The organism is Citrobacter sp. Cb031 (assembly GCF_030336725.1).
Classification (GTDB): domain Bacteria; phylum Pseudomonadota; class Gammaproteobacteria; order Enterobacterales; family Enterobacteriaceae; genus Citrobacter; species Citrobacter braakii.
This window is the reverse complement of record NZ_JAOWDA010000008.1, coordinates 1-18,504: the sequence shown is the minus strand read 5'-3', so window position 1 is coordinate 18,504 and position 18,504 is coordinate 1. Positions and strand designations below refer to the sequence as shown.

Below are 18,504 nucleotides of genomic sequence, written 5' to 3'. Positions count from 1 at the left end.
TTAGCCTCCCCGGCAGGGTTGCAGAATATCATCTGCTGCCTGATATTTCTGTGTTTGCACGCCTGTTAATCCCAGCAGGGTTGAGAAGAGATTATCCTGTGAGAAGTCCTCTGAGCCTGCCCGTTTTTGCAAACATGTCTGAGAGACTTGATAGCGTTGCTGATAATCTTCTGAGAGCCACAGCAGCATCGGCACATGTTTTTGCGTATCTGGCGCAATCGAATACGGCAGGCCGTGTAAATAGATGCCATTTTCCCCTAAGGATTCACCGTGATCGGAAAGGTAGACCAGGCTGGTGGTGAAATTGTCCTGATGCTCTTTCAGTATATTGATTGCTTTATCAACAATATAGTCGACGTAAAGAATGGTGTTGTCATAGGTATTGACCAACTGTTGCTGTGAACACGTCTGGATTTCGTTGGTGTCACAGGTTGGCGTAAATTTCTTGAACTGCGCAGGATAGCGGTTGTAATAGGTCGGACCGTGGCTGCCGATGGTGTGCAGCACAATCACGCCGTCGCCTTGCAGGTTATTAATGTACTCTTCCAGCCCGTGGAACAGCACGTCATCGTAGCATTCCCCGTCAATACACTGCCCTGGCAGGTTCAGCTTAGTCATATTCTGGTGCGGTACCCGGTCGCATGCCCCTTTGCAGCCGCCGTCGTTATCGTTCCACAGAACGTTAATTCCCGCCCGCTGAATAATGTCGAGCACGCCTTCCTGATGCTGCGCCAGTTCTTCATCGTAGTGCGCACGTGGCATACCCGAGAACATGCAGGGGACAGATACTGCCGTTGCCGTTCCGCAGGATGTGGTGCGGGGGAAATAGACCACATCATCTTTTTCCAGCAACGGGTTGGTCTGGCGCGAATAGCCTGACAGCGAGAAGTTATCGCCGCGTGAGGTCTCGCCGAGCACCACAATCGTCAGGTTCTTACGCTTTTCTTTCACCATCAACGGATTGCGATGGGCGTCTTCGCCAATGCGTACCAGCGGCAGGTGGGCCAGCCTCTGGTGTGAATACCAGGAAGAGGTCGCCACAATGCTGTTGGATGGGCTGAGGGATTTCACCAGTTCTTTATTGTTGCGAAACAGTGAGGCGTAATCTTTGTAGAAGAACGCGGCGACCAGCACGATCAGCAGCGCGGAGATCAGAATATTCGCGCCACGGAACAGTACGCTGCGCATGGCCGGGGCGATCGGTTTGATTCTTACCCAGCAGGCAATGAGCGCGGCGAGAATGCCGCTTACTCCGAGCGTGATGAGCATTTGCGGCGTCAGCAAAGCAAAGGTTTCGGCGGGTGTGGTGTCCATCATATTGGCGATCATCGAGCGGTCAATGATGATGCCGTAGGTCATGATGAAATATTGGGCCGATGCGCCAACCAGAATGAAAACGCAGGCCACCAGGCGATTAAGCCACAGGAATGAGGCCAGCGTCAGCACAATGTTCATGACGCTGAAAGCGACGACCGGCATCGACAAAAACACCAGCAGGTTGCGCACAGAATCCAGGGGCAGTTCTTGCAGCACTTGTTTATAGAACGCAATGTTCAGGAAAGTCGCAAGATAAAATGAGATCAGGAGAAGCCAGCTGATTAGCCCGAGAGTGGGTCTTTTAAACAGGTGCTTTAACATTAAGGGGGGTTCCATCGACTAAGTGCTACAAATCCTCTCAAAGTAAAATTAAGCCAACCTTAAGTTCTTAATGTTGATTTCAGGAATCGCGGGGGGCGGCGTTGGCCCGATGGCCTTACACCATCGGGCAACGACGACTGTTTGCGTTAGTTATTGTTTACCGGAGCATCCAATGGATATGGGTTTTTATGGATCCGATTGTAGTTCAGTGCATACAGCGCGGTGATGATCATCAGTGTGACGAATGACCACATCACCTCTTTGGCACCGGAACCGACAACGGCCCAAATACAGTAAACAAAAGCGATAAAGGTCACCAGTAAGTACATCGGACGCGCTTTACCAAAGTGACCATGGCCGAGCAGCAGCAGCGCGGCGCAGGTGTACAGATACGGCACCAGCGTGAAAATAACGGAGACCGAAGAGACCAGACCAAACTCTTTCGCAGCGTTTGGCGACATGCTGCTGAACTGGAAGATGGTCATCAGAACGCCGACGATAATTAACCCGGCTACCGGCGTACCGGCTTTGTTAACGCGGGCAAAAATCGGTGGGAACAGGCCGTCATCGGCTGCCGCTTTGGCGGTTTGCCCGGCAAGCAGCGTCCAGCCGCCCAAGGAACCAAGGCACCCGGCCGCGGCACAGAAGGAGACAATCGCCCCAGCGGTGTCTCCCAGCGCCATGCGTGCGGCATCACCGAACGGGGAGGCTGAAACACGCAGCGCCGCGTTAGGGATCATACCCATAATCGCCGTGGTGGAGAGCACATAGCAAACGGCGGCAATCAGCACGCCGCCCATGGTGGCGATAGGCACGTTACGTTTGGGATTTTTAACCACACCTGCCGCGACGGAGGCGCTTTCCACGCCGATAAATGACCACAAGGTTACGTTCAGAGTGCTTTGAATCGCACCGAAGGTGTTCATACCGCTGACGTTCCATGCCGCCATATAGGTTTCACCCCGGAACCAGAACCAGCCGAAGACGGCAATACCGACAATTGGCACCAGCGCCAGTACCGTTGCGACGGCCTGTACACGGGTGATCATTTTCGGTCCGACAATGTTCAGCAACACGAAGATCCACAGCACCACGACGCAGGTCAGCGTCAGGACCAGCGGATCTTTTAAGATGGGGAAGAAGTAGCTCAGGTAACCGACGCCAATAACCACCATGGCAATGTTACCAATCCAGCAAGCCAGCCAGTACAGGACGTTGGTCTGGTAGCCCAAAAAAGGACCGAAACAGCGGCGGGCATAAGCGTAAGAACCACCGGGACTGGAGTCTAAGGACGACATTTTCGCGTACACCATCGACAGCGCCAAAGCACCGATAATAGTGACCAACCATCCGTAGATTGCAATCCCGCCAGTTGACGCAAGGTTTGCGGGTAGCAGGAATACACCGGAACCCATAATATTCCCCGACACCATAAGGGTGACGGGGATTAAGCCCACTTTGTGAGCATCAGCATCCGTCGACATATTTAGTAACTCCTGATAAGGATAAATGACGTCTTATCATACCTCTTCAGAAGACTATTTTATGATGGCGGACTGGGGGTATCGCTAATGCTGATATTATTATGGCTTATCGCTAACTGATTAAAAATCAGGCAGCGGATGGCTCCCTATGTTGACTGACGTAATGCAGAGGCGTCATCCCATAGAACTCTTTGAATACGGAAATAAAGTACGAGGTACTGTTATATCCGCACAGTTGAGAGACCTGGGAAATGTTTTTGCCGTCCATCAATAATTGATTGACGGCATAACGCATGCGACACGTGGTAATTATTTGGCTGTAACTTGTATTTTCACTTTTGAGCTTTTTCTTTAACAAACTGGGGCTCAGGCATAAGCAACTGGCAACCATGCTTAAATTCCAGTCTTTATGTATATCGCTCTCAATAATGTGATAAACGCTGTCGCTGATACGACTGCGTAGTATATGCATGAGCAGAGAAATAAACTTTTTGCTGCCGAGAAAGCGTGATAATACCGTGAACAGTAGCGAGCGCGTGCGCACACTTTCACCTTCGTCCATTGTGTCCATTACGCTATATTGGGCAGCCACCCGGAAGACATCCGGCGTCAGACAGACGGCGGTCATCACTGGGTTGGCACTGCGTTGCCAGAGTGGGATCTGTGAAAGGTCTTTATTTAAAAAACGTAGATAGTCTTTAATGATATCACGGCTGATATGTACGACCAGTGCGTTATTAAGTGATGAGAAATCGATAATATTATTATCGCATGCTACCAGCGCCATATGATTAGCTTTTAAGCTGATGGCTTCTTTACCGTTAATCCTTAACCAAACATCCTTCTCCGTTAATACAACAACACAAGCTGCTCTGCTGCAAACCCTCATACCCAAACTCCAGGAATATGAACATAAAACACCGTAGCTCACCATCAGATGAACCATATCGGCTAAATTGAAATTGTATGATGAATCCAGGACCGCATTAAAATAACGTGTCTGAAATTAATTACAATGTTTGGTGGGAATTTTCTTATGTACACTTTTTTTTACGCAAGTGGAAACGTGATATTTGCGTATAAAAAAAGCGCGGGGTGGTCCCGCGCAAAAAGGTATGACAATGTTATTGTTTTGCAGCAATACTCAGGAATTACTCAAGCATGACATGTCTACCTTAAAAATCGGACTATCTATAAAATGACATTATGCTTTCACGCACATGACGTGATATACACCGTCAATAATTTCCGTTCCTTCGGTTTCATGTTCAAATCCAGGGAAGTGGTGGTCCCAGGACTGCAACGAACGTAGATAACTAATCTGCGGGCTATTGGCGTCGCCAAAGTTTTCCCCGGACAGCAGCATTGGAATTCCCGGTGGGTAAGGAATTACGGAATTCGCAGCTATACGACCCGGCAGATTTTCAATGGCCACCATCTCAACGTTATCGCTGACTATCGCGTTATAGGCCTCACGCGGGGTGATTTCAGCAACGGGCAGGCCAGAGTAGGCCGCGTTGAGTCGGCTGCCAGGGTTGTTCTCTTTCAGCCAGGCAAACATGGTGTCGCCCAGATCGTGAATGCCCATGTTGGCGTAAGTGTCAGGATGTTCCTCAACCAGTTCTGGCATCACCTGCGCCAGCGGTGTATTGGCATCGTAATGGTGTTTGAATGAGCACAGGGTATTGATCAGCGTGCCCCATTTCCCACGGGTAATCCCCATTGAGAACAGGAACATAATCTGGAAATCGGTGGTACGGGTCGGCACGATACCGTGGCGGCCAAGCCAGGCGGTGACCAGCGCTGCCGGTACGCCGCTCTCTTCCAGTTCGCCATCATCGCCCATCCCCGGTGCCAGAATACTGACTTTGATTGGGTCCAGCATGCTCCAGTTATCCGGCAGGTCTTTAAACCCGTGCCAGGATTCACCCGGACGCATCACCCAGCAGTTCTGGTCAGTGGTCAGGAGTTGGGTTGGCGCATCGGCAAAGTCATAGGTTTTGCCGGTTTGCGGGTCAGTCACCACTTCTTTGTTCCACGGTTTGAAGAACCAGTCGCCTTCGGCGGAAAATTCTTTGTACAAACGCGCCATAGCCTGACGGAAATCGACCGCTTCGTCGATCACTTCCTGAGTGAGCGACAGACCGCTGTTGCCGTCCATCATGGAGACCGCCACGTCGTTTGATGCGCAGATGGCATACAGCGGAGAGGTGGTGGCGTGCATCATGTACGCTTGGTTAAAGCGGGAGAAGTTCACGGCCCCACGACCTTCACGGACGTGAATGTAAGACGCCTGAGAGAGCGCGTTCAGCAGTTTGTGGGTCGAGTGGGTCGCAAAAACGGTAGGACCGTTATGATCGCCCGGCGCGCCACGCATAGCGTAGTGATCGGCATAAATTGGGTTAAAGCGGGCATAGCCGTACCAGGCCTCATCGAAGTGGATGCGATCGCTGGTTTGCGCGAGCAGGTCCTGGGCCTCTTTGGCGTTGTAGCAAACACCGTCATAAGTACAGTTGGTCACAACGCTGTAAGACGGTTTTTGCCCGGCCTTGCCCTTGGTCAGCGGGCTTTCGCTGATTTTTTTCTGCAATGTTTCAGGTTGCATTTCTTGCGGGTAGATAGGGCCGATAATGCCGTACCGGTTGCGACTTGGCACCATGTACACCGGTTTTGCGCCGGTGAGGATCAACCCCTGCTCGATAGATTTGTGGCAGTTACGATCCAGCACCACGACGTCGTTGTCGGTCATACAAGCCTGCATGATGGTGCGGTTAGAGCCGGAAGTCCCGACCACTACGGACCAGGATCGGTCAGCGCCAAACACGCGGGCGGCATATTTTTCGCTCTCGCCAAATGCGCCGGTATGATCCAGCAGTGAGCCGAGCGATGCGCGTTCAATACCCATGTCGCTACGGAATAAGTTTTCACCGTAGTAATCATGATAAAAACGACCCGCCGGCGTTTTGGTAAATCCGACACCGCCCTGGTGACCAGGCGCCGCCCAGGAGTATTCATGGATGTCGCCGTATTTCATCAGCGCGCTGAACAGTGGCGGCAGAAGCTGCTGGCGGTAACGGGTCATCGCCGCAACGGCACGTCCGGCGATAAAGTCTGCGGTATCTTCCATAATCCAGGCGAATTCATCGACAAGCTCCAGCAGGTCGCGATCCAGCGATGCGGTGGCTTTTTCGCGATCGCCCAGCAGGAAAACGGGAACGTTTTGCTGGCGCTCGTGGAGCTTGCCGATCAATTGCCTGACGTTCAGGTGCTCGTCTTGTTGTTCCATTTGATAGCTAAACATCAGGCAATCAATGGCTTCATTAGCGGCGAGGATTGCGTAACCATCGTCGAATGAGGTGGACTTAATGACGGTAACATTTTGGCGGCTTAATGCGTCAGCCAGACGTTCGACAGCGCTACCGACCCAGGTGTCCTGATGCAGAAACTCACTTTCAACAATTAATACTTTCATCATCTTTTACCCGGTTGTGGAAAGGTTGCAATTTATGGATTGCAGACACACCGTATGAATGTGACGCAGGCAAGTATTATCCTGACAAAATGGGCTGTAAAGCGGGTGATAAATAGTCTGATTTGTGTTTAATTTGTTTTTAAACAAATGCTTATGTTTGCTTATTGGCGATTTTTCACCGCTGTTTATCGACAGGGGGAATATTTTTTTGGCTGATACTGATATCGGCGAACGATAGGGATCGTAGGCTGGAGTAACGCCGGTGGTTTCTGGGCTGCTCAGCCAGCCATTGTTTGCCGGCGCTGCTGGCTCAGTTTGCGGTACTGCTGTGGCGACATGCCGACAAACTTGCTGAAGGTGTCATAAAAACGGCTGCTGGATCGGAATCCCGCGGTCAACGCGACGTCAAGAATGGTTTTATCGGTATCGCTAAGCAATGCGCGGACGTGATTGATCCGCATTGCGGTGATGTACTGCTTCATGGTGAGTTGCATCACGCGCTGGAAAATCCCCATCGCGTAGTTGGCGTTGAGCTTCACGTGTTCCGCGACGTCGTTGATAGTGAGCACCTGATCGTAGTTATCGGCAATAAAACTCAGCATCTGGCTTACGTAAAACTGGGCGTGCCGCGAAACGCTGTTTTTGTGCGTCCGCGAAGTTTTATTGACCAGGATTGGCTGCCAGCCGGAAAGGCTAAACCGCTTGAGCATCAGACCAATTTCATCAATGGCGAGCTGGCGAATTTGCTCGTTCGGGTTGCTCAGCTCCTGTTGCCAGCGTTGAACTTCAAAGGTGCTTAGCTGCTGCGACGCCAGCGATTTGATGACCATGCCATGGGTAACGTGGTTGATCAGTTCGCGATCCAGCGGCCAGGAAAGGAAAAGGTGCATCGGTAAATTGAAGATAGCCATGCTTTGGCAACTGCCCGGACGCGTGAGCTGATGCGGCGTACAGGCCCAGAAAAGCGTAATGTGTCCCTGTTTTATCTGCACCACTTCGTTGTTGATGAGGTACTCAACGTCGCCATCAAACGGCACATTAATCTCCACCTGCCCATGCCAGTGGCTGGCAGGCATAGCATGCGGTGAGCGCAGCTCAATATCCATCCGTTGATATTCTGAGTACAGCGACAATGGGCTGCGGGTTTGCTCTTCATCGCTGCTACACATGTGCGGATCGGGGGGAAGAGGCGATGTCGGTAATGTACTCATGGTTGCTCCATTTCCTGAATTATCAGAATCATGTCATTTGCTGCGCATTAAGGCTGAGAATCAGGACACAAAATCGGACCGATATCATTGAGCATAGTGAGATTTTGGGGCCGCATACTCTGCTTTTTGTGCAATTTTGTCCCATAAACTCAGATCCAGTATGGGACAAAGAGGCGATCTGAGTTTATGGGAATGCTCGCCAGGGAAGTCGGAAGTTTTCATCAATGCGCTGTGCCACCATGACTGTGTTCACTAATGTTCTGGAGAGTCATGATGTCTGCACCCAAAATTACCTTTATCGGCGCCGGTTCCACGATTTTCGTCAAAAATATCCTCGGGGACGTCTTTCATCGCGATGCGCTGAAATCTGCGCATATCGCCTTGATGGACGTCAATCCTACTCGGCTGGAAGAGTCACACATTGTGGTGCGTAAGTTGATGGACTCAGCGGGCGCGTCCGGGCGTATCACCTGCTATACCGATCAAAAAGCGGCATTGCAGGATGCTGATTTTGTGGTGGTCGCTTTCCAGATTGGTGGCTATGAACCTTGTACCGTTACCGATTTTGCGGTGTGTAAACGTCATGGTCTGGAGCAGACGATTGCCGATACGCTGGGGCCAGGCGGCATTATGCGCGCGCTGCGCACTATCCCGCATTTATGGCAGATTTGTGAGGATATGACCGAAGTCTGCCCGCAGGCCACCATGCTTAACTACGTTAACCCGATGGCGATGAACACCTGGGCAATGTATGCGCGCTATCCGCATATTAAGCAGGTTGGATTGTGTCACTCGGTGCAAGGGACTGCGGAGGAGCTGGCCCGCGATTTGAACATCGACCCGGCCTCTTTGCGCTATCGCTGCGCCGGGATCAACCATATGGCGTTTTATCTGGAACTTGAGCGTAAAACGGCTGACGGTGCTTATGTAAATCTCTATCCGGAGCTGCTGGCGGCCTATGAATCTGGTCAGGCGCCGAAACCGAATCTTCACGGTAATACCCGTTGTCAGAACATTGTGCGCTATGAAATGTTCAAAAAGCTGGGCTATTTCGTCACTGAGTCGTCGGAGCATTTCGCGGAATATACGCCGTGGTTTATCAAACCAGGGCGTGAGGATCTGATTGAGCGCTATAAGGTTCCACTGGATGAGTATCCAAAACGCTGTGTGGAACAGCTGGCGAACTGGAACAAAGAGCTGGAAGAGTACAAAACGGCGGCGCGGATCGAGATTAAACCGTCACGTGAATATGCCAGCACTATCATGAACGCTATCTGGACCGGTGAACCGAGCGTAGTGTATGGCAACGTTCGCAATGACCATCTGATCGATAACCTGCCGCAAGGCTGTTGCGTGGAGGTGGCTTGCCTGGTCGATGCGAATGGTATCCAGCCAACGAAGGTGGGTACTCTCCCGTCACATTTGGCGGCCATGATGCAAACCAATATCAATGTTCAGACCCTGCTAACGGAAGCCATTCTGACGGAAAATCGCGATCGCGTTTATCACGCGGCGATGATGGATCCGCATACCGCTGCGGTATTGGGGATTGAGGAGATTTATGCGCTGGTGGACGATCTGATCGCATCTCATGGCGACTGGCTGCCGGCCTGGTTACACCGTTAACACACCATTACGCCGGACAGAGCATCCGGCGTTTAACCTCTGACGTTTCCTCTAACAGAAGGCGGGCACTGGTAACGGCGACCCGATACCCTATGAGCATCTCTCTGAAAACAAAACTCAGTTACGGATTTGGAGCGTTTGGTAAGGATTTCGCCATCGGTATTGTGTACATGTACCTGATGTATTACTACACCGACGTGGTGGGATTATCGGTGGGGCTGGTCGGAACGTTGTTCCTGGCGGCAAGGGTCTGGGATGCGGTAAACGATCCCATCATGGGCTGGATTGTGAACGCCACCCGGTCGCGGTGGGGAAAATTTAAACCCTGGATCTTACTCGGTACGCTGGCGAACTCATTGGTGCTGTTTTTGCTTTTTAGCGCACATTTGTTTGAGGGTACTGCGCAAGTCGTATTTGTGTGCGTGACGTATATATTATGGGGAATGACCTACACCATTATGGATATTCCATTCTGGTCGCTGGTACCAACTATTACGCTGGATAAACGCGAGCGTGAACAACTGGTGCCGTTCCCTCGTTTCTTCGCAAGCCTGGCTGGGTTTGTCACCGCGGGGGTAACGCTGCCCTTTGTGAGCTATGTTGGCGGGGCCGATCGCGGCTTTGGTTTCCAGATGTTTACGCTGGTGCTGATTGCATTCTTTATCGTTTCTACCGTTGTTACGCTGCGTAATGTGCATGAGGTTTATTCGTCAGATAGCGAGGCAACGGCGGACAGCAGTCGTCTTGGGCTGAAAGCGATCGTTGGGCTCATCTATAAAAACGACCAGTTATCCTGCCTGCTAGGCATGGCGCTGGCTTACAATATTGCCGCCAATATCATTGCTGGCTTTGCCATTTACTATTTTACTTATGTGATTGGCGATGCAAGCCTCTTCCCGTACTACATGTCTTACGCAGGAGCGGCAAACCTGCTGACGCTGATTTTCTTTCCTCGATTGGTAAAAGCGTTGTCACGACGAATCTTGTGGGCTGGGGCATCAGTGCTGCCGGTGCTCAGCTGTATCGTTTTGCTGGTGATGGCGTTAGCCGGTTTTCATAACATCTTACTCATTGTTATTGCTGGTATTTTACTGAATATTGGTTCAGCGCTTTTCTGGGTGTTGCAGGTCATTATGGTGGCGGATACCGTTGATTACGGCGAATACAAACTGAATGTACGTTGTGAAAGTATCGCTTATTCAGTGCAGACGATGGTGGTAAAAGGAGGGTCTGCATTTGCCGCTTTCTTTATCGCAGTGATACTTGGGGTGATTAATTACGCGCCGAATGTCGCGCAGTCTGCAGAAACCATTGTTGGTATGCAATTCATTATGATCGCGCTACCAGCACTCTTTTTTGTGGTGACCTTAGTCCTTTACTTCCGCTTTTACCGACTGAACGGCGACACGCTGCGCAGGGTCCAGATTCATTTGTTGGATAAGTACCGTAAGGTGCCGCAGCAGCATGAGCAACCGGATATCCCGGCTATTGCGATAGTCACCCCAGGTGATGTGAAGGCGTAGCTATGGAATGGCATTCGTGGATTGGGTATTTGGCGGCTAGCCTGACGACGCTCTCATTCTTACCGCAAGCGATTAAGGTCATTACCACCCGCAACACGCAGGGTATCTCCGGTTTAATGTATGTAATGTTTGTGTGTGGGCTGGTGTTGTGGCTGATTTATGGATTATTGATTGAAGATACTGCCGTCAGCATGGCGAACTTTCTGACACTCCTGTTCGCCTTGCCGATTCTGGTTATCAAGTCTCGCAATGGGTAGGGCAGATTGCCGGATAAGCGTCAGCGCTATCCGGCAGTTTTTAACTGTCTGTTATGCCAGTCCGCCAACACGAGCACCGTGGTTAGCGCACCGAGCAGGGCGCAGAACATATCCGACTGGGTATCCCACGGGTCGCCCTGCGTCCCGAGAAAATCATCCGCTCCCTGACCCATCGCCAGCGCCGCCCACCATTCGATCAGCTCATACATCGCGCTAATCGCCAGCGCCACGCAGCAGACCAAAAATGCCAGCATTTTGCGGCCACGAACTATATTACCGCGCACTAAAATCTCTCTTGCCGTCAGGGCGGGCACCAGACCCTGGAAGAAGTGACCCAGCTTGTCATAGGGGTTACGACTGAGATCCAGCCACTCCTGAACCTGAAAACCGACAGGGACTTTAGCGTAGGTATACATACCGCCGACCATCAGAATGATGGCGTGCAAGAAAATGAGCGTGTAGAGCAATGGCGTCAGCGGGTAGCGCTTCACGGTCGCCAGCAACAGTGGGACGACAATAATGACCGGAGTAACTTCCATCAGCCAGGTGATTTTCTCCGTGGCAGAGACACCGGTGTAGATAAGTATTAGCGCCAGGAGCAGCGCGCCAGAGTGCAAGATTGTGGAGTTCAGTGTGCGGAGCATGGCGAATTCACAAGTAATGGAAAAGGTTACTATTCCCTGTGAGCGGCAAAAATTCAACGCCAGTAAATGGGGGGATAAAGTTGGCCCGGGGGGATCACTGGACTGACGCCAAAAATCTGTTGTCAGTCCAGTGCCGGGCCGAATGGGTTACTTCGCGCAGTTAGCGCATTGTTTGCTGACGATTTGCTGGAAGAAATCGTTGCCTTTGTCATCGACCAGAATGAAAGCCGGGAAATCTTCGACTTCGATTTTCCAGATTGCTTCCATACCCAGCTCCGGGTATTCCACGCATTCCAGATGTTTAATACTCTGCTGCGCAAGTACCGCTGCCGGGCCACCAATGCTGCCTAAATAGAAGCCGCCGTGTTTGTGGCAGGCGTCTGTCACCTGCTGGCTACGGTTACCTTTTGCCAGCATGATCATGCTGCCGCCGTGAGACTGTAGCAGGTCAACATAGGAGTCCATACGACCCGCAGTGGTTGGCCCTAAAGAGCCGGACGGATAACCCGCAGGTGTTTTGGCCGGGCCCGCGTAGTAGATAGGGTGATCTTTCACGTACTGCGGCAGACCTTCGCCGGACTCAATACGTTCTTTTAGCTTCGCGTGGGCAATATCGCGACCGACAATGATGGTGCCGCTCAGCGACAGACGGGTAGAAACCGGATACTGAGAGAGCTGAGCGAGGATCTCTTTCATTGGGCGGTTAAGGTCAACTTTAACCACTTCACCTTCGCCTGCCTGGCGCAGCGACTCCGGAATGTACTGGGCTGGGTTATGTTCCAGTTTTTCGATCCAGATCCCTTCGCGGTTAATCTTGGCCTTGATGTTACGGTCTGCGGAGCAAGACACACCCATACCAACCGGGCAGGATGCGCCGTGGCGAGGCAGGCGGATCACGCGGATATCGTGCGCGAAGTATTTCCCGCCAAACTGGGCGCCGAGGCCGAGTTTCTGCGCTTCTTCCAGCAGTTCCTGTTCCAGTTGCAGATCGCGGAACGCCTGGCCGTGCGCATTACCTTCAGTCGGCAGTGCGTCATAGTAGTGTGTGCTGGCCAGCTTCACCGTTTTCAGGGTGCTTTCCGCTGACGTGCCGCCAATGACGAATGCAATGTGGTACGGCGGGCATGCTGCGGTACCCAGCGTGCGCATTTTCTCTACCAGGAAGTTTTTCAGTTTGCCGGGCGTCAGCAGCGCTTTGGTTTCCTGATACAGATAGGTTTTGTTCGCTGAACCGCCACCTTTGGCCACGCACAGGAATTTGTATTCGTCACCGTCCACGCTGTACAGGTCGATTTGTGCGGGCAGGTTGGTGCCGGTATTCACTTCTTTGTACATATCCAGCGCCGCGTTTTGCGAGTAGCGCAGGTTATCTTCAATATAGGTATTAAATACGCCCTTGGAGAGTGCCGCTTCGTCGCCGCCACCGGTCCAGACGCGCTGACCTTTTTTACCCATGATAATTGCCGTACCGGTGTCCTGGCAGGTTGGCAATACGCCTTTAGCAGCGATTTCGGAGTTTCTCAGGAACTGCAGCGCTACGTATTTATCGTTTTCGCTGGCTTCGGGATCATGGAGAATTGAGGCGACTTGCTGTTGGTGTTCAGGGCGGAGCATGAAGGAGGCATCGTGGAAGGCTTGTTGGGCCAGTAGCGTAAGTGCTTCAGGGGCTACTTTCAGGATTGTTTCGCCTTCAAACTCGCCGACGCTGACGTGATCGGAGGTCAGCAGGTAGTACTCAGTTTTGTCTTCCCCCAGTGGGAAAGCCGCCTGATAAGTGAATTCAACTTTTGACATTTGCTTCCAGCCTTTTCATTTTTCTCAGGAATTTTAAAATTCTCTGTGTCTTGACGGTGGCGTGCCGTTCCAAAGCGGACGGCACGCGCACTGTAATTACAGGAAACCGTACATTGCAGCGAAGATCCAACCAAAGACACAGGATACGCTCACGCCGATCAACCCAGGTAGAATGAAGCTGTGGTTGATAACGAAACGGCCAATGTGGGTGGTGCCGGAACGGTCAAACTGAATAGCCGCCAGATCGCTCGGGTAAGTCGGCAGAATGTAGTAACCGTAACATGCCGGAGCGGAAGCAACGATGTACGCTGGATCAACCCCAATTGCCAGTGCGACCGGAACAATCGCCGCCAGCGCCGCAGCCTGGGAGTTTACAAATTTGGAAACCAACAGCAGAACAATTGCATAGGCCCACGGATACTCTTTCACCATATTGCCCAGCACACCTTCGATTTCCGTCATGTGCGCGCCGAACATTGTTTCGGCCATCCAGGCAATACCGTACACCGCCACAATCGCGATCATACCGGAACGGAAGACTTCGTTTTTAGATATTGAAGCGGGATTGGTCTTCGTCAGGATAATAATCAGCGCACCGGTCAGCAGCATGAACATCTGGATAACCAGTACCATTGACAGCGGTTTGCCGCTGAAGGTAGGGCGCAGCTCAGAGAACGCGCCGAGCACGGCAACAACGGCGATAGCGGCAAGGAAGATCCACATGGCCAGCCAGTTGCTTTTCGGCAGCTTTTTGTCTAACAGTGTGGCGGTATCGCCATAAACGTAGTTGTGGTTTTCAGGAACGGAAATAAACTTCTGGAACTCTTCATCTTTATCCAGATCTTTACCGCGGAACCAACTGAAGATACCGATCGCCAGGATACCCAACAGGGTAGACGGGATAGTGATGCTAAGCAGGTCGAGGAATTCAAGATGCTTGCCTTCAAACGTTACGTTACCCAGCATTGCGACCAGTGATACAACGGCCACGGACACCGGGCTGGCGATAATCCCCATCTGCGCACCGATAGAACTCGCCGCCATCGGACGTTCCGGGCGAATATTGTTCTTAATGGCAACGTCATAAATGATTGGCAGGATGGTGTAGACCACGTGGCCTGTACCGCAGAGAATCGTCAGGGTGCAGGTAACGAACGGGGCGACGATGGAAACGTATTTTGGGTTACGGCGCAGCAGCTTTTCAGCGATTTGCAGCATAACGTCAAGGCCGCCGGAGGCTTGCAAGGTTGCCGATGCGGCCACCACGGCAATAATAACCAGCATTACATCTACAGGTGGTTTACCCGGCTGGAGATGGAAAACGAAAACCAGAATGACCAGGCCGATACCGCCTAATAAACCCAGCGCGATACCGCCCTTTCTGGCACCATAAAACAAACATATTAATATTATAAGAAGTTGTATACTAAATAACATTTTATTTACCCTCGCGAAAAAACCAGTCAATTTTTTGAAAAATGGATCTGTGCCACATTCTTTTTTGCCGGAATAGGCATCAAAAAATGGTCAGTATTCGATATGTCCGTATTTGCGATTAATGTTCAAATGTCTTGCTAGAATGTTTTTTTAACGTTATGGCGATATTTAGCTTTTTTCTGTGGCTTTGATCAGAGGAGAGAATCCTCAGGCGATGGGAAGCAGAGCTGGACATGGAGAGCTGCGGTTGACGCTGTAATTTATCTGTTTTGCGTTTTCCGCTATTTCGTGAACCACCGACAGAATGGGTGAGTAGGTTATTTGTGTGATCACGCTCACGCCATTTCATAATGTGATGAGGTTGGCGTGCGGATACTTTTATTTGCTCACAAAAATGTACGGTGTCCATGGTACGTAGCATGGTCTCCATTGCTACCAGTCTAGATTTTGTATGTCTGGTTAATTTCAGACTAATCCTTTATGGGTAAAAATACACACTCTGCGAGCCAGATAATACTTAATTAACTTTTGTTAGCGATTTTGAAATTAAAAACAGTGTGACGTTAATCAATATTAAAATAATACATTTAACATGCTGGATACAAATATATTTGATCTAACGCAAATTTATAATTCTGCAGCATGATTCAGAAAAGTAGGGATTTTTCATTATTTTAATAATTGTTACTTTCAAATAACAAATAATCCCGAATTGTTTTTATTGGCAATATTGTTTTAGTAATGAGTAATGTTCAGCCTGAACGCGGTAACGATAAACCGGTCTACCGGTTACGCCATAATGGATGCTGGTAAATAGGATGTGACAATTGACGAGCCAGATAAGATATTTACGGCAAGAAACGCGCGAGATATTGACCTCGTTGGCCAGTTCATCGGTGGAGAATTCCTGATCCTGATGCTCATCAATCCACTGGCACAGCGTGCGTAACGTTTGTGGCGTTAATCCTTTAGGTAAGCGCCGCGCTTCCTGTTCATTGGAGGAGCTGCCGTGAATCAACTGGTCAAGCTCAGACTGTTCATAGTACTGATGCTTTTCCATCTCGGTTTTCTTTTGTAGCCAGCCGGTCAGCGCCTCTTCAAAACGGGACGCCTGGAACGGTTTGATCAGGTAGTCAACGACACCATAGTGGAGAGAGTCTTTGATGGTCGTCGCGTCAGCGGCGGAAGAGATGACAATGACATCACACTTGCAACCTTCGCTGTGCAATACAGGCAACAGATCCAGACCGTTTTCTTTTTGCATATAAATATCAAGCAAAATCAAATCGATATGATTGCCGCTATGAAAGATTATCTCTTTTGCTTTCTCCAGCGTGGAGGCTGTGCCGCAGCAATGAAAACCGGAGAGTTGCGCGACATAACGGCGGTTTAATTCCGCTACCATTGCATCGTCATCGACAATTAAGACATTGATCATCTGCTGGCCCTCTCACCATTCCACGGTAACTGTACAAAAAATTGGGTGAAGATCCCAGGTTCTGACTCGACGGAAATATTGCCGCCAACGTTTTCAACCTGTTGTTTAACAAGCGCTAAACCAACGCCCCGTTCGGTTCCTTTTGACGAAACGCCCTTCTCAAAGATGTGCTCAATGTGTTCGGGGGCAATCCCCGGACCATCGTCATTCACTTCGCAATGCAACCAGCCGTGTCGATAATGCAAGGATACGCTGATCTCGCCACCAGGTTCTTGACCTAGCGCCTCCAGGGCGTTTTCAATCAAATTCCCCAGAACGGTAATCAGCACAGCCACCTGATCTTCGTTGCTGTTTTCCGGCAACTGGCTTTCATTGCTGATCACCAGGCTATGGCCTAAATCAGATGTGCGATTAATCTTACTGAGTAAAAATCCTGCGATCACCGGGGATTTTATTTTTCCTAACAGTGAGCCAATCTCTTCCTGATAACTGTTCGCGGTCTTCAGGATGTAATTTTCAAGCTGCTTATAACTTTTCAGATGCAATAATCCCAGAATCACGTGCAATTTATTCATGAATTCGTGGGATCGTTCACGAAGTGCGTCGGCATAGTTGACCATGCCGTCCAGTCGTTGCATTAGTTTTCGGACTTCAGTCTTATCTCTGAATGTTGAAATGGCCCCGATGATTTTACCGTTGCTGAGTACCGGAACCGTGTTAATTAAGAGTAGCCGATCCTTCACCATGATCTCTTCATCGCGACGCGGCGTTCCGTCATGCAGTACCTGTGAAAAATCGACCACTTTTGACCATGCGTGGCTGAGCGTGGAGAGCTGGGCATCGTCTTGCGATTTGTGGTAATCCAGCAACTCTTGTGCCGCCTGGTTTATCAGCGTCACTTCACCGCACTCGTCAACGGCAATGACGCCTTCCTTTATAGAGTGCAGCATCGCCTGGCGTTGTTCGAACAGATTGGAGATTTCATACGGCTCCAGACCAAACAGAATACGCTTGAGGACTTTGACAAATACCCATGTGCCGAGCAGCCCAACCAGCACGCCAAATAAGATGGACCAAAAGATGCTGCCACGGCTGTTATTGATCTGCTCAGTCACCCTGCTTAGCTCAAGGCCGATCGACACGACGCCTATCTGCCGGTGATGCTCGTCATAAATAGGGGTAAATACGCGCAGGGCTTGCGCCAGAAATCCGCGATTAATGGCGACATTCTCTTTCCCTTGCAGGGCCAGCAAAATGTCATCGCCTTTAAACGGCTGACCGATTCGCTGCGCTTCGGGATGGGAGTAACGAATGCTTTGCATATCGGTGACGACGATGAACAAAAAATCGTTGCTCTTATTCACCGCTTGGGCAATCGCCTGAATACCGCTTTCCTCAGGCTTTTTCATTAGCCCCTGGCGGATCTCCGGGGAGTTTGCCAGCGTTCGTGCGACCGCAAGCGCTTTACCCGCTAATGCATCGCGCGTCATGTTGCTGATTTGCGAGAAATAAATCAGATGAACGACAAGCAGTACGGAGAAGAGTACCGCACTGACCATGAGGATCACGGTAGTGCCGAGCTTCATCGGGCGTTTGCGTATAGCAGTACGTTGCAGAGAGTTTCTCATCACTGTCCTGGAATCACGGTTTGTATGGGTATTATCGCCTGATGGGATGCGTAATTCAAAGGTGGTAGGGATGATGGGGCATGGCCTGCCTGGGCTTTTCTTCTATATATAACGTAGAGCGAATCTCTTTTTATATAGAGATTTCCTTATCTGCTTTCACTTCTTTCAGGGAGGCTGACCACTATTTTGCTTACGATTGTGGATAACTCTGTGTGTAAATGGGTATAAGGCGGGGTTTTGCTGTGGAATGCAGCGGTCAGTCATTTTTCTGTAATTTAAGGGTTGCGGGCCGCGGGAAACTCCCTATAATGCGCCTCCATCGACACGGCGGATGTGAATCACTTCACACAAA

At 50.6% G+C, this 18,504-nt stretch carries 14 protein-coding genes; 3 read left to right on the top strand and 11 right to left on the bottom strand.

Annotation, left to right across the window (positions count from 1 at the left end; genetic code table 11):
• The 5 genes from eptA to melR form a co-directional block, all read right to left on the bottom strand.
• The gene (gene eptA / locus OGV93_RS00735) at positions 1 to 1,638 is read right to left on the bottom strand and encodes a phosphoethanolamine transferase EptA (RefSeq protein ID WP_047499583.1); all 1,638 of its coding nucleotides are present in this window, start codon (positions 1,636 to 1,638) and stop codon (positions 1 to 3) included.
• Positions 1,639 to 1,784: 146 nt separating this feature from the next.
• Positions 1,785 to 3,122, bottom strand: a complete 1,338-nt coding sequence (gene adiC / locus OGV93_RS00730) for an arginine/agmatine antiporter (RefSeq protein WP_016155410.1) — start codon at positions 3,120 to 3,122, stop codon at positions 1,785 to 1,787.
• A gap of 127 nt (positions 3,123 to 3,249) precedes the next feature.
• A complete protein-coding gene (locus tag OGV93_RS00725; RefSeq protein ID WP_016155411.1) occupies positions 3,250 to 4,011 on the bottom strand; it encodes an AraC family transcriptional regulator in 762 nt (253 codons plus the stop codon).
• 315 nt (positions 4,012 to 4,326) lie between these two features.
• The gene (gene adiA, locus OGV93_RS00720) at positions 4,327 to 6,594 is read right to left on the bottom strand and encodes an arginine decarboxylase (RefSeq protein WP_016155412.1); all 2,268 of its coding nucleotides are present in this window, start codon (positions 6,592 to 6,594) and stop codon (positions 4,327 to 4,329) included.
• A gap of 278 nt (positions 6,595 to 6,872) precedes the next feature.
• Complete coding sequence (gene melR, locus OGV93_RS00715) at positions 6,873 to 7,805, bottom strand: transcriptional regulator MelR (RefSeq protein WP_016155413.1); 933 nt, start codon at positions 7,803 to 7,805, stop codon at positions 6,873 to 6,875.
• Positions 7,806 to 8,075: 270 nt separating this feature from the next.
• On the opposite strand from melR, the gene melA reads away from it, so the two are divergent.
• The 3 genes from melA to OGV93_RS00700 all read left to right on the top strand — a co-directional run bounded on the left by melA (position 8,076) and on the right by OGV93_RS00700 (position 11,211).
• Positions 8,076 to 9,431 carry an alpha-galactosidase gene (gene melA / locus OGV93_RS00710; protein ID WP_049259806.1) on the top strand — a complete coding sequence of 452 codons (1,356 nt, stop codon included), beginning with the start codon at positions 8,076 to 8,078 and terminating at the stop codon, positions 9,429 to 9,431.
• 92 nt (positions 9,432 to 9,523) lie between these two features.
• Positions 9,524 to 10,954, top strand: a complete 1,431-nt coding sequence (gene melB, locus OGV93_RS00705; protein ID WP_049282259.1) for a melibiose:sodium transporter MelB — start codon at positions 9,524 to 9,526, stop codon at positions 10,952 to 10,954.
• 2 nt (positions 10,955 to 10,956) lie between these two features.
• Positions 10,957 to 11,211: a SemiSWEET transporter gene (locus tag OGV93_RS00700; protein ID WP_016155416.1), complete on the top strand. Its 255-nt coding sequence runs from the start codon at positions 10,957 to 10,959 to the stop codon at positions 11,209 to 11,211.
• A gap of 26 nt (positions 11,212 to 11,237) precedes the next feature.
• On the opposite strand, the gene OGV93_RS00695 is transcribed toward OGV93_RS00700, so the two are convergent.
• The 6 genes from OGV93_RS00695 to OGV93_RS00670 all read right to left on the bottom strand — a co-directional run bounded on the left by OGV93_RS00695 (position 11,238) and on the right by OGV93_RS00670 (position 18,152).
• The gene (locus OGV93_RS00695) at positions 11,238 to 11,855 is read right to left on the bottom strand and encodes a DUF2238 domain-containing protein (protein WP_287109301.1); all 618 of its coding nucleotides are present in this window, start codon (positions 11,853 to 11,855) and stop codon (positions 11,238 to 11,240) included.
• Positions 11,856 to 12,002: 147 nt separating this feature from the next.
• Positions 12,003 to 13,649 (bottom strand): class I fumarate hydratase FumA, encoded by a 1,647-nt coding sequence (gene fumA, locus OGV93_RS00690; protein WP_016155418.1) that lies wholly within the window; start codon positions 13,647 to 13,649, stop codon positions 12,003 to 12,005.
• Between the two features lie 96 nt (positions 13,650 to 13,745).
• The gene (dcuB, locus tag OGV93_RS00685; protein WP_003031873.1) at positions 13,746 to 15,086 is read right to left on the bottom strand and encodes an anaerobic C4-dicarboxylate transporter DcuB; all 1,341 of its coding nucleotides are present in this window, start codon (positions 15,084 to 15,086) and stop codon (positions 13,746 to 13,748) included.
• A gap of 118 nt (positions 15,087 to 15,204) precedes the next feature.
• Complete coding sequence (locus OGV93_RS00680) at positions 15,205 to 15,507, bottom strand: hypothetical protein (RefSeq protein WP_131341598.1); 303 nt, start codon at positions 15,505 to 15,507, stop codon at positions 15,205 to 15,207.
• Between the two features lie 297 nt (positions 15,508 to 15,804).
• Positions 15,805 to 16,524, bottom strand: coding sequence for a two-component system response regulator DcuR (dcuR, locus tag OGV93_RS00675; protein WP_016155419.1), 720 nt, complete (start codon positions 16,522 to 16,524; stop codon positions 15,805 to 15,807).
• A complete protein-coding gene (locus OGV93_RS00670; RefSeq protein ID WP_131380515.1) occupies positions 16,521 to 18,152 on the bottom strand; it encodes a sensor histidine kinase in 1,632 nt (543 codons plus the stop codon). The genes dcuR and OGV93_RS00670 overlap by 4 nt, the downstream gene beginning before the upstream one ends.
• Positions 18,153 to 18,504: the final 352 nt, after the last annotated feature.